This is a genomic window from Dactylosporangium sp. NPDC005555, from assembly GCF_040605635.1.
Classification (GTDB): Bacteria; Actinomycetota; Actinomycetes; order Mycobacteriales; family Micromonosporaceae; genus Dactylosporangium.
The window spans coordinates 20,091-30,905 of sequence record NZ_JBEXDG010000090.1 but is presented as its reverse complement, the minus strand read 5'-3'; the positions used below and the strand labels follow the sequence as shown (position 1 = coordinate 30,905).

13 protein-coding genes and 1 pseudogene are annotated in these 10,815 nt (G+C 70.0%); 8 read left to right on the top strand and 6 right to left on the bottom strand.

The features are described from left to right. Positions 1-237: 237 nt before the first annotated feature. Together ABZS58_RS47665 and ABZS58_RS47660 are read left to right on the top strand one after the other, a co-directional pair. Positions 238-618, top strand: coding sequence for a hypothetical protein (locus ABZS58_RS47665; protein ID WP_354791105.1), 381 nt, complete (start codon positions 238-240; stop codon positions 616-618). Positions 619-711: 93 nt separating this feature from the next. Continuing rightward, the gene (locus ABZS58_RS47660) at positions 712-1,437 is read left to right on the top strand and encodes an SDR family oxidoreductase (protein WP_354791103.1); all 726 of its coding nucleotides are present in this window, start codon (positions 712-714) and stop codon (positions 1,435-1,437) included. 44 nt (positions 1,438-1,481) lie between these two features. Here the strand turns inward: ABZS58_RS47660 and ABZS58_RS47655 are convergent, their stop codons facing one another. From ABZS58_RS47655 to ABZS58_RS47640, 4 genes are read right to left on the bottom strand one after another with little or no spacing between them, the layout of a single operon-like run. Then, positions 1,482-2,150 carry an alpha/beta hydrolase gene (locus tag ABZS58_RS47655; RefSeq protein WP_354791102.1) on the bottom strand — a complete coding sequence of 223 codons (669 nt, stop codon included), beginning with the start codon at positions 2,148-2,150 and terminating at the stop codon, positions 1,482-1,484. 2 nt (positions 2,151-2,152) lie between these two features. Next, positions 2,153-3,448, bottom strand: coding sequence for a phenylacetate--CoA ligase PaaK (paaK, locus tag ABZS58_RS47650; protein WP_354791100.1), 1,296 nt, complete (start codon positions 3,446-3,448; stop codon positions 2,153-2,155). Beyond that, positions 3,445-3,867 (bottom strand): hydroxyphenylacetyl-CoA thioesterase PaaI, encoded by a 423-nt coding sequence (gene paaI / locus ABZS58_RS47645; RefSeq protein WP_354791099.1) that lies wholly within the window; start codon positions 3,865-3,867, stop codon positions 3,445-3,447. Before paaI ends, paaK begins: the two co-directional genes overlap by 4 nt. A gap of 32 nt (positions 3,868-3,899) precedes the next feature. Continuing rightward, positions 3,900-4,361 carry a hypothetical protein gene (locus ABZS58_RS47640; protein ID WP_354791098.1) on the bottom strand — a complete coding sequence of 154 codons (462 nt, stop codon included), beginning with the start codon at positions 4,359-4,361 and terminating at the stop codon, positions 3,900-3,902. Between the two features lie 83 nt (positions 4,362-4,444). Between ABZS58_RS47640 and ABZS58_RS47635 the strand changes: the two genes are divergently transcribed. The 5 genes and pseudogenes from ABZS58_RS47635 to ABZS58_RS47615 all read left to right on the top strand — a co-directional run. Beyond that, positions 4,445-5,077, top strand: a complete 633-nt coding sequence (locus ABZS58_RS47635) for a TetR/AcrR family transcriptional regulator C-terminal domain-containing protein (RefSeq protein WP_354791097.1) — start codon at positions 4,445-4,447, stop codon at positions 5,075-5,077. A 52-nt stretch (positions 5,078-5,129) separates the two neighbouring features. Then, a complete protein-coding gene (locus tag ABZS58_RS47630; RefSeq protein ID WP_354791095.1) occupies positions 5,130-5,618 on the top strand; it encodes a hypothetical protein in 489 nt (162 codons plus the stop codon). Between the two features lie 2 nt (positions 5,619-5,620). Next, a complete protein-coding gene (locus ABZS58_RS47625) occupies positions 5,621-7,588 on the top strand; it encodes a caspase family protein (protein WP_354791094.1) in 1,968 nt (655 codons plus the stop codon). A 369-nt stretch (positions 7,589-7,957) separates the two neighbouring features. Further along, on the top strand, positions 7,958-8,296 hold the full coding sequence (locus ABZS58_RS47620; protein WP_354791093.1) for a hypothetical protein: 339 nt from the start codon (positions 7,958-7,960) through the stop codon (positions 8,294-8,296). A 5-nt stretch (positions 8,297-8,301) separates the two neighbouring features. Further along, a pseudogene (locus ABZS58_RS47615) lies at positions 8,302-8,823 on the top strand (ATP-binding cassette domain-containing protein); the annotation flags it as partial. Here the strand turns inward: ABZS58_RS47615 and ABZS58_RS47610 are convergent. Further along, complete coding sequence (locus tag ABZS58_RS47610) at positions 8,742-9,644, bottom strand: NADP-dependent oxidoreductase (protein ID WP_354791092.1); 903 nt, start codon at positions 9,642-9,644, stop codon at positions 8,742-8,744. The pseudogene ABZS58_RS47615 and the gene ABZS58_RS47610 overlap by 82 nt on opposite strands. Before the next feature lie 104 nt (positions 9,645-9,748). On the opposite strand from ABZS58_RS47610, the gene ABZS58_RS47605 reads away from it, so the two are divergent. Continuing rightward, the gene (locus ABZS58_RS47605) at positions 9,749-10,150 is read left to right on the top strand and encodes a helix-turn-helix domain-containing protein (protein ID WP_354791090.1); all 402 of its coding nucleotides are present in this window, start codon (positions 9,749-9,751) and stop codon (positions 10,148-10,150) included. Between the two features lie 96 nt (positions 10,151-10,246). Here the strand turns inward: ABZS58_RS47605 and ABZS58_RS47600 are convergent, their stop codons facing one another. Beyond that, the gene (locus ABZS58_RS47600) at positions 10,247-10,762 is read right to left on the bottom strand and encodes a hypothetical protein (protein ID WP_354791089.1); all 516 of its coding nucleotides are present in this window, start codon (positions 10,760-10,762) and stop codon (positions 10,247-10,249) included. Positions 10,763-10,815: the final 53 nt, after the last annotated feature.

Below are 10,815 nucleotides of genomic sequence, written 5' to 3'. Positions count from 1 at the left end.
TCGGCACGAGTCATCGTCAACGTCGAACTTCCTGTACTCGCCCTGCTCAGACCATGTTTCAGACCGCTTGTCTCATCTCAGCCTGACAGAGAGGGGACGGCAGGGAGCCGGCGGGGAACACCCGGCAGGAACTGTGCGCCCAGGGTGGCGAGTTCAATCGGGTCGGACAGCAGGAGCCGTAGACGCAGGGCGGACCCTTCCGGGCGCTGCCTGGAACACATGGAAGGCGGTAGGGCAATGATCGTGCAAGACGACCTTCGCGGTGACGCGCTCCGGCTGGAGATCACCATAGCGCTGCTTCCCCTCGTCGGCCGCGTCGTGCACCTGCAAGACGAGCTTCCGGTCGGGCTCCGGGGCAACCGGCTGACCGACCAGGAAGGCCGGCGGCTGGTCATCGACGACGCCACTCGGACCTGGGAAGCGCTCGATTCCGGACAGCAGCGCTGTTACGGCGACACCCTGAGAACGGCGCTGTCCGAGTACACGTGCGAATACGTCGAGAAGGTCGAGGCCGGCAGTCCCGGTGCCGACGAAGTGGACTCACGCTCGTACGAGAGTGCGATGGAAGCGCTGTGGCGCCGGCACATCGACACTCTCCGCGCGGCCGTGACGGGCTGAGGTCACGGGCAGACCACCCAGAACTGGATGCTGCCGGACGACCACCCTCGATGGGCGATGCCGGCTCACCCGGGCGGCGATGAAGCATCGGGCATGAGTGAGCTGGTACTGGCGGGACAGCTGGTCGTCGTCATCGGCGGCAGTTCGGGTATCGGGCTCGAGACGGCCCGGCGCGCACACGCCGAGGGCGCCGACGTCGTCCTGACTGGCCGTGACCCGGGGCGGCTCGCCCGGGCCGCGGCCGACGTCGTCGCCCTGCAGACCCACGCGTTCGACGCGACCGATCGGGAGGCGCTCGGACGGTGTTTCCGGGGCCTGCCGCGAATCGCCGACCATGTGCTGGTCACCGCGGGCCGGCCGTACTACGGCACGATCGCCGACGTCGACCTCGAGGAGGCCCGCCGGTCGTCCGACGCGCACCTGTGGCTGCCGGTCGCCGTGGCCTGCCAGGCGATCGGCCGGGTGCGGCCCGGCGGCACGCTGCTGTTCATGGGCGGCACGGGCGCGCGGCGGCCGGCGCCGGGGCTGACGTTCGCGGCGATGGGCACCGCGGCGTTGCCCGCGATGACCGCGAACCTCGCGCTCGAACTCGCGCCGATCCGGGTCAACCTCATCGCGGCCGGGTTCGTCGACACGCCGCTGTCCGCGGAGCTGCTCGGCGGCGACCTCGAACAGCGCCGGGAGCAGCTGCGCGCCACGCTGCCGATCCGGCGGGTCGTGGGACCGGCCGACGTCGCCGCGCTCGCCGTGCACATCATGACCAACGAGGCGCTGACCGGCGGCACGTACGACATCGACGGCGGTCAGCAGCTACTGTAGGGCTCCCTGTTTCGGGAGGCGGCCGCGGTGGGACCGGGATCGGGTCAGCTCCTGCCGGTCAACGCAGATCCCATGGCGGTGAGCCGCGCGCTCACCGCCCGCGGGTCGACGACCTGATGCAGGTGCCGGCCGGGGAGGTGCTCGACGAGCCAGCCGCGGGCCGCCGCCTCCGCCGCCGCGCCCGCGTAGTGCGCGGAGAACCGGAGATATCCGCACGGCACGCTGTCCCAGCCGACCGGGACCGGGACGCGCTGCTCGTAGTACGACACCGGCAGCCGTGGCTGCTCGGCCTCGATCTCATGTCGGATCAGCGGGTCGGGGATGAGTTGTGCGATGTCCGCGTCCTTCCACCACGTCGTCCACGGCGGGAGCCGGTCACCGTCCATTTTGGACCGTAGTTCGTCGACGACGCCGGGCGCGACCACGGGCGTGGGGCCGGTGCGGGCGGGCAGCGCCGCGTCGACGAAGATGCACGCCGCGACGGATCCGCGCAGCGCCTCGACCATGACCGGCACGAAGTAGCCGGCGTTGCTGTGCGCCACGAGGATGACCGGCGCCGCCGCGACGCAGGAGGCGACCCGCGCCGCGATGCCCTGGCCGTCCGTGACGCCGAGCAGCGACGGCACGACAGCGCCTTCGCCCAGGACCGCCGCCACCGGCGCCCACGATGCCGGGCCCAGCAGCGGGCTGTGCACCAGTACCGACGCGGCCATCGCTATCGGGGCCGGTTGTCGAGGATGCGCTTCGCCTTGCCGATCGAACGCTCCAGGGCGCCCCGTGGCAGCACCTCGACGCGCACGGTGACGCCGACGTTGTGCTTCACCAGGTCGCTCAACCGGCCGGCGAGTGCCTCGTCGATGGTGTCGGAGCGGGCCTCGACGCGGACGGTCAGCTCGTCGAGGCGGCCGGGCCGGTCGATCACGCACACGTAGTGCGGGGCGAGGCCCGGCACGCGCAGGATCAGCTCCTCGATCTGCGTCGGGAACACGTTGACGCCGCGCAGGATCATCATGTCGTCGGAGCGGCCGGTGACCTTCTCCATCCGCCGCATCGTGCGCGCCGTGCCCGGCAGCAGCCGGCTCAGGTCGCGGGTGCGGTAGCGGATGATCGGCAGCGCCTCCTTCGTCAGCGACGTGAAGACCAGCTCGCCGTGCTCGCCGTCGGGCAGGACATGGTCGAAGACCGGGTCGACGATCTCCGGGTAGAAGTGGTCCTCCCAGACGTGCAGGCCGTCCTTCGTCTCGACGCACTCCTGCGCGACGCCGGGCCCGATCACCTCCGACAAGCCGTAGATGTCCACGGCGTGCATGTCGAGCCGCTCCTCCACCTCGCGGCGCATGTCCTCGGTCCACGGCTCGGCGCCGAAGATGCCGACCTGCAGGCTGAGCCGCTTCGGGTCGACGCCCTGCCGGTCCAGCTCGTCGAGGATCGTCAGCATGTAGGACGGGGTGACCATGATGATGTCGGGCTCGAAGTCGACGAGCAGCCGCACCTGCCGCTCGGTCATGCCGCCCGACACGGGGATGACGGCGCAGCCGAGCCGCTCGGCGCCGTAGTGCGCGCCGAGACCGCCGGTGAACAGGCCGTAGCCGTAGGCGACGTGGACGCGGTGGCCGGGCCGCCCGCCCGCCGCACGGATCGAGCGGGCCATGACGTCGGACCACATGTCGATGTCGCGCTGCGTGTAGCCGACGACGGTCGGCTGCCCGGTGGTGCCGCTGGAGGCGTGGATGCGGGCGATGCGCTCCCGGGGGACGGCGAACATCCCGAAGGGATAGCTCTCCCTGAGGTCGGTTTTGCTGGTGTACGGGAACCGAGCCAGGTCCTCGAGCGAGCGGCAGTCGTCCGGGTGCACTCCCGCCTCGTCGAACTTCCTCTTGTAGAGGGGCACGTTGTCGTACGCGTGCCGCAGCGTCCACCGGAGGCGTCGCAGCTGCAGGGCGCGCAGCTCGTCCACGTCCGCCGTCTCGATCGGCTCCAGGTCGCCCGGGCGGGGGCTCAGATCTCTCACGGCAGGATCCTCCTTCCCAGTGCGCGGCTGCGGCCGCGGAACTCGGCGATGACCGACCCGTCGGCGGTGCGGACGGTGACGTCGTAGAGGCCGCTGCGCCCCTGCCGGACCCGCTCGGCAGCCGTCGCGGTCAGCTCGTCGCCGGGCTTGGCGGGCGCGACGAACGTGACGTCGAACCCGGCGGCGACCGTCACGTCGTCGTAGGTGTTGCACGCGATCGCGAACGCGCTGTCGGCGAGGGTCGCGATCAGCCCGCCGTGGCAGATCCCGTGGCCGTTGACCATGTCGTCGCGGACGCGCATCTGCACCGTCGCCAGCCCTGGCGAGACGTCACCGAGCCGCATGCCGAGCGCCCGGCTGGCCAGGTCGCCGTCCCACACGGTCTGCGCTGACCGGCGGGCCACTTCCTCGTGGTTCATGCACCCTGCTTACCCTGCTTCGCACGCTTTTGCTATGCGGCCGCGAAGGTGCACACGGCCGCGGCCAGCATCAGGGCGTGCAGGATCATGTGCTCCAGGTTGGGCCGCGGCCGGTCGCCGATGCGCGGCAGCACGATGACGGTCCGCGCGTACGTCCTGGCGTGCAGGTCCGCCCACGTGACGCCGGTGCCGGCGGTCGCCCACGGCGCGGTGCGGCCGATGAGGTACGGCATCCACCAGAGGATCAGCCCGCCCAGCACCGACACGGTGGCGAGCGTCCCGGCGGCGTAGCCGAGCACCGGCAGGTCCAGCGCCTTCCCGGCCACGAGCAGCACCGCGGGCAGCGCCATGACCGGCGCGTTGATCGCCACCTCGGTGCGCTGCTCCGCCCGTTTCGCGTCGCGCACGTTGTTGAACGGGTACAGGTCGACCAGCGTCATCACCAGGAAGTAGACGACCGCGGCCAGGATCAGGACCAGGGCAAGCACGAGCACGGCCGACCTCCATGTTTACACTGTAAGCATGCCGACTCCTGGTAGTCTTGCTTACGATGTAAGCATCGTCAAGGGGGTATGGGTTGGCGCCGAAGGCCGGGCTGAGCCGGGAACGCGTCCTGGACGCCGCGCTGGACTACGTCGACGCCCACGGCCTGCCCGCCCTGTCGATGCGCAAGCTCGGCGCCCACCTCGGCGTGGAGGCGATGTCGCTGTACCGCCACGTGCCGAACAAGGACGCATTGCTCGACGGCCTCGTCGACCGCGTCATGGAGCACGCCTTCGCCGAACTGTCCGCCGACCTCTCGGGTCCGTGGGTCCCTTGGATGCGTTCGTTCGCCCATTCGCTGCGCGCCGCGCTCCTCGCCCACCCGGGCGTGCTGCCGCTCGCCGCCACCCGCCCCGTGAACTCCCCCGACGCGCTGCGCATGTCCGAGCAGTGGCTGGCCGCCATGCGCGCCGCCGGTCTCCCCCTGGGCCGTGCCCTGGACATCATCAACGTGATCGCGACGTTCACGATCGGGCACACCCTCGCCGAGGCCGGCCGCACCCCCGGCCACGAGGACTCCGACCCCGACCTCGACCAGCACGCCGACGCCCTCGACCCGGCTGAGTTCCCCAACCTCCTGGAGGTCATCACCACCCGCGCCGGCCTGGACTTCGACCACCGCTTCACCGAGGCCGTCGACATCCTCCTCGCCGGCTACTCCACCTGAGCCGGCCGCTTCGCCACTGCGCAGCTGCGAGTCCCGAGGCGAAGCTGTAGCCATGTCGCGGATTGACGGCAGCGGAGTTGTGACCGACCCGGACTTTCCCTTTGGCTGGTTCGTTGGCGCATCGAAGTGCATTCGGTATGGTGCGCATCGCACATCCTCAGCGATCCGTCATAGACCGGGGGCAGCGGTGGAGGTCCAGATCAATGTTGATGCGGGCGACGACGAGGAAGCATTGGTTTCGTTCTACCGATGGCTGCTCGAGGACCCCGAGGTTTCCCGCCTCGCCGACGTGTCGATGGCGATGAGGACGCCGTCGCCGGAAATGATGGGTGGTGTCGAGGTCATCAGCGTCGTCGCGAGTAACGCGATAGCCCTGGGCAGTCTGGTCGTCGCCTTTCTCTCCTGGCGTGACTCGCGGCCACGGCGCTCCGTGCCGATCGCGCGTCTTGAGCGGGGTGACGTGACGGTCACCATCGAGGGGGGCTCAGCCGACGAGATCCGGGCGATCATCGCCGCCGTCGGCGGGCAGGAGCAGTCGTAGTCATGCGGTTACGACTCGACCTGCCGGACACGGACCACTCGCAGGTGGTGCTGATCGGCGCCGCAAGGTACAACTCGCTGCACGCGCTTCCCGCCGTGGACAACAATCTTGTCGGCCTTCGCGACGCCCTGACCCAGTCGAGCCTGTGGGGTGTGCCGGCACGCAACTGCACGGTGCTCGACAACGCGGTGCTCGACCGGCCCGACAGCGTGCGGCTCACCATCGAACGCGTGGAAGCAGTCGCTCAGCAGGCACGCGACGCGTTGATCGTCTATTACGCCGGACACGGCCTGCCCGACGAAGAGGGCGACGGCGCGCTCTATCTGGCGTTGCCGACGTCGGAGAAAAGCCAAGCTTCCTACACCGCACTACCGTTCGAGAACATCAGGCGCGCTGTACGGAAGTCCAAAGCAATTCGCAAGATCGTCATCGTCGACTGTTGTTACAGCGGCCTGGCGCATCAGCATGAGATGGCAGCGGCCGATCTTGGGGCCCGACTGTCCATCGGCAACACCTGTGTGATGACTGCTTCGGCGGCGACAAGACCTGCCCTTTCACCTACGCACGAGCGGTACACGGCATTTACCGGCGAACTGCTCCAGATCATCACCACAGGCGTCGTCGGCGGCCCACCGCTGTTGGACATGGGAACGCTCTTCGATCGTTTGAGAGAAGGCCTCATCTCCAAGTCGCTGCCCGAGCCGGACATGCGCAACCGGGGGCTGGGCGCTAGCATCGCCCTGGTTCGCAACGTCGGCTTCGTGCCGCTCCCGGGGGCCGACGACAGAGGCGTCGTTGCCGTCGACGTCCGGTCGATCCTCGATCTGCTGGAGCCGATCCGGGACATCTGCGAAGAGGTCGTCCAGGCCACAGATGCCCCCGACGCGCGGCTGCAAGCGGCGCACGCCCAACTGACCCAGGTGATCAACGACCTGACCGGTCGCGCGGAAAGCGGCACCACATCGATTCTCGCCGCCCGCGCATCGGTACTGGAAGTGGGTGAGCTCCTCGGCGGACGGTCGGAACTGGTCGACGCGGTGACGCAGCGTCTGACGAGCGACCGCACAACTGAGCTCAGGTATCGGGTCCAGCTCGAGAAGGCGGCCCGCATCGACCGTCTCGACAAGGCGTTCCAGGTCTTCATCGACCGCCTGGTGTCGATCTGCGACCAGGAGCTCATGACGCTCGCCGATGAGGTCCCTCAGTTGATGCGGCCGATAGAAGCAACCGGCCACACCATCGGCCGGTTGGCAAAACCCTGGCAGAGCCGGTCGCTGGCCAAGGAATTCAGCACCCGGATCTCAGTGCGGATCCTTCAGCTGTTCCGTGCCCGGCTGGAAACAAAGGTCGCCCCTCAGTTCGCTGAAATGCTGGCCACCGGCACCCGGCTGCATGCTGAGTTCCACCGTGCCCTCGCCGATCACGCCCACAGTCTCCGGCCCCCGTTGGCACAGGCCGCGGACAGCTTCAACGCTGCGATGCCAATGCAGGAGATCGAGTATCGCCTCACCCACACGGCGCTCGACCTCGTCGACTACGCCGAGATCGAAGCCGAGGTCCGCCGGGGCGGGACGGTACTGCTGAACCCGGAACCGGATGAAACGTCCGTGCAATTTCTGCTGCGGCTCGTCATGACGCTCGCGCTGGTCATTCTCGGCCATCCAATGAGTTTCGTCTCGGGCCGGGATCAGATCGCAGTGGTCAAACGACACGTTGAGCAGTCCGTCACGAAGGCGCTGCGCCAACCCGACACCCGCGCGAAGCTGAGCAGGTCGGCAACGAAGCAGATCTCCGAACAGATGCAGTCCATGCTGTCGCCGATGCGCCGGAGCCTCGAGGAGGCAACCTCCTTCATCGGCTCGGACGTGTACCGACAAGATCTCGAACGCAACCTCCCCACACTGCACCAGGTCGTCGACGAGGCGCTGCTCCGCGTGGAGCACGTGTTGGACCAGCTGACCTCTCGATGACGCTCGGCCGGTGCGACCCAGCGGGCTCCGGCCTTGCCGTTCCGCAGGCCCTCGTGAGCGGTTGGCGGGGAACGCAGCCCGACGCGGTTTTGCCGGGGACGCTCGGAGCATGGCCACAGCGCCGGACGAGGTCGCCTTCGTTCTGGTCCTGGTCCACGAGGTGCCGCCCCGGGCGCTCTCTGAGGCTCGGCACGCGGCGTACCACCCGGTCCCGTCACCGGTCCGGTGGCCCGTGCTAATCACGGCGCGGGGCGGCCCGCTGGAGCTGTTGTCGTCCGCCGATCCTGCGCGCCCACCACCCGGAAATGGCCGACCTGGTTCATTCACGACCGGCCATGACGCTAGGGGGTTGTTGGCTACGCTGGCGGCATGAACGGGTTCGCGCTGCCGGCGTATCTGCCCGAATGGCGCGGGGCGGCGGCTGCGGTCGCGGCGGCCGACATGGTGACGCTCCGGCGGTCGGCGCGGGACCCGGTCGACCTGGTCTTCGCCGAGGACACCCGCTTCCTGGACGCGCTGGCGGAGCCGCTCGAGTCGGCGATCGTCACCCCGCTGGCCGGCCTGTCGCAGGCGCTGGCGCATGGGACGAACGTGGAGATCTTCGTTGCGTCGCGGCTGGTCCGGAGGTCCGTCGAAGATCTGCTGGCTGGAGCGCCGCCCGAGCTGCGGCGGCTGGTGAGCAGGCTGCCTGCGGCGACGGCCCGGTGATTGGCCTGGGGGCGACCGGGTCCGGCAAGAGCACGCTGCTGCACTGCGCTGCAGGGCTGGACCGGCCCGGCTCCGGCTCGGTCCGGCTGGCCGGTCGCGAGGTCAGCAGGATGCGGGAGCGGCAGCTCACCCGTTGGCGGCGGGACCGGGTGGGGTTCGTGTTCCAGTCCTACAACCTGCTGTCGGACCTGACCGTACGGCAGAACCTCGCGCTCCCCCGGCTGGCTCGGTGGCCCGCGGCGGCGTGGCATCGACGCGAGATCCTCGGCCTGCTCGCCGAAGGCCGCTCCAGTGTCGCCTTCGCCGGGCGCCTGCACCTGGTCGAGCGCAGCGTCGAGAAGCACGTCACCGCCATCTTCACCAAGCTGGACCTCCCCCCAGGCCCGCACCGGCCACCGCCGCGTCCTGGCCGTCCTGCGCCGCCTGCGCTCGTGAGCGGGCCGGGTCAGGGGACGAGCACCACGCCGCCGCGGACGCCGCCCTGGGCCAGCCGGTCGTGGGCGGCCGCCGCTTCGGCGAAGGGGTAGACGCCGGCGACCCGGAGCGGGATGTCGCCGCTGTCGACGAGTGCGACCAGCTCACCCAGCCGGGCGCCGTCCGGCAGGACCTCCAGCGCGAAGGTCCGGATGCCCCGCACCGGCTCCGGGCGTAGCGGGGGTGACGCGGCCACGTAGCCGCCGCCGTCCCGGACGAGGTCCAGCAGCGAGGCGCCGATCACGGCCAGGTCGACGACCGCGTCGAACGTCCCCGCCGGATCGCCGGATCGCGGCAGGAACGCCGCGCCCAGCGACTCGACGAACGCCTGGTCGTCGGCTCCGGCGAGGCCCGTGGCGTGCAGGCCGGCCGCCCGGGCCAGCGCCAGGACGAACCCGCCGACCTGCCCGGCGGCGCCGGTGACGAGCACGGTCGCACCGGCCGGGAGCGCGAGCAGGTCGAGGGCCTGGGCGGCGGCGAGGCCGTTGGTCGGCAGGGTCGCCGCCCCGGTGGCGGGGACGCTCGTGGGCGCGGAGGTCAGCCAGGCGGCGTCGAGCACCACGAACTCCGCGTGCGCGCCGGTCGTGGTCCGCAGCCAGGGCGAGAAGCCGATGACCTGCTCGCCGATCGGGAACGTCCGGGCCGACGGGCCGACCGCGTCGACGGTGCCGGCCACGTCCCAGCCAGGCGTGTACGGCAGACCGGTCGGCAGCGGAGCCGGGAACCGCCCGGAGCGGATCATCAGGTCGACCGGGTGCACGACGGACGCGGCGACCCGCACCCGCACCTGCCCCGGTCCGGGCTCCGGCACCGGCACCTCGGCCACGTGCAGGACCTCCGGCCCGCCGAACCGTGCGTACCTGACTGCGCGCATCGCCGTCTCCTTCGTGGGATCTCGTGATCACCACGACCGTACGAACCATGGGCACTGTGAGAAAGTAGGTACCGCGAAGTGCGTAGCGCACCGAGGAGGCAACAGTGGGGACGACGACCGCGGCACAGCGCCGTGAACAGGCCAAACGCGACTACGACGCGTTCCTGGACGGCTGCCCGACCCGTGAGCTGCTGAGCAGGCTCACCGACAAATGGGTCGCGCTGGTGATCCCGGCGCTCGCCGGCGGCCCGCAGCGGCACGGCGAGCTCGGCCACCGCATCGCCGGCGTCAGCCAGAAGATGCTCACCCAGACCCTGCGGACGCTGGAGCGCGACGGGCTGGTCACCCGCACGGTCACCGCCTCGGTGCCGGTCCGCGTCGACTACGAGCTCACCCCGCTCGGCCATGAGCTGTTCCCGGTCATGATCGCGATCAAGGACTGGGCGGAGACGCACATGGACCGCGTCTTCGACGCCCGCGCCCAATTCGACGCCCGCCCGTCGTGAGTCAGGCCCGTGATCCCGTTCGATGTCGGTGCCATGTGCGCGGTGGCCGGGCCCGCACGCCCGCGGAGCCGGCCACCGCCCGGGAGGAGCGTCAGGTCAGCGGAAGCCGGGCACGCTCGGCTTGGTGGGGTTGAACACCACGTACCGGTCGTACTTGCCGGTGTACTGGTACGGCGTGCCGGCCCAGGTCTCGCCGTGGTCCACGTCCACGCCCCAGATCGGGTGGCTGAAGTCCTCGTAGACGGTCACGCAGCCGCCGTCCTTGAACTTGCCCCGGTCGATCTCCGTGCTGGAGTTCGTTCCGTGCTTGGCCATGACCCGCGCGATGACTCCACGGCCGTTGCCGAGCGTGTCCCACACGCAGATCGTGACCTCGACCGAGTACGCCGACATGTGCCAGTAGTCCACCCACATCTCGTACCAGCCGATCTGCTGACCGGCGGCGTTCTTCATCGCACGTACGCCGGTGCCGTCCGCCCAGTCGCCGCCGGCGACCCGCATGATCTTGGTGGGGTACGGCAGGTCGGTCGCCGCGTGTGCGGGTGCCGCGGCACCGACGGCCAGGCCCGTCGTGACGAGCAGGGCGGCGAGCGCCCGGGAGAGTCGATTCAAGGCTTGTCCCTTTCGTGAGACGCGCGGCGCTGTCCGCCGCGACCCTTCTGACG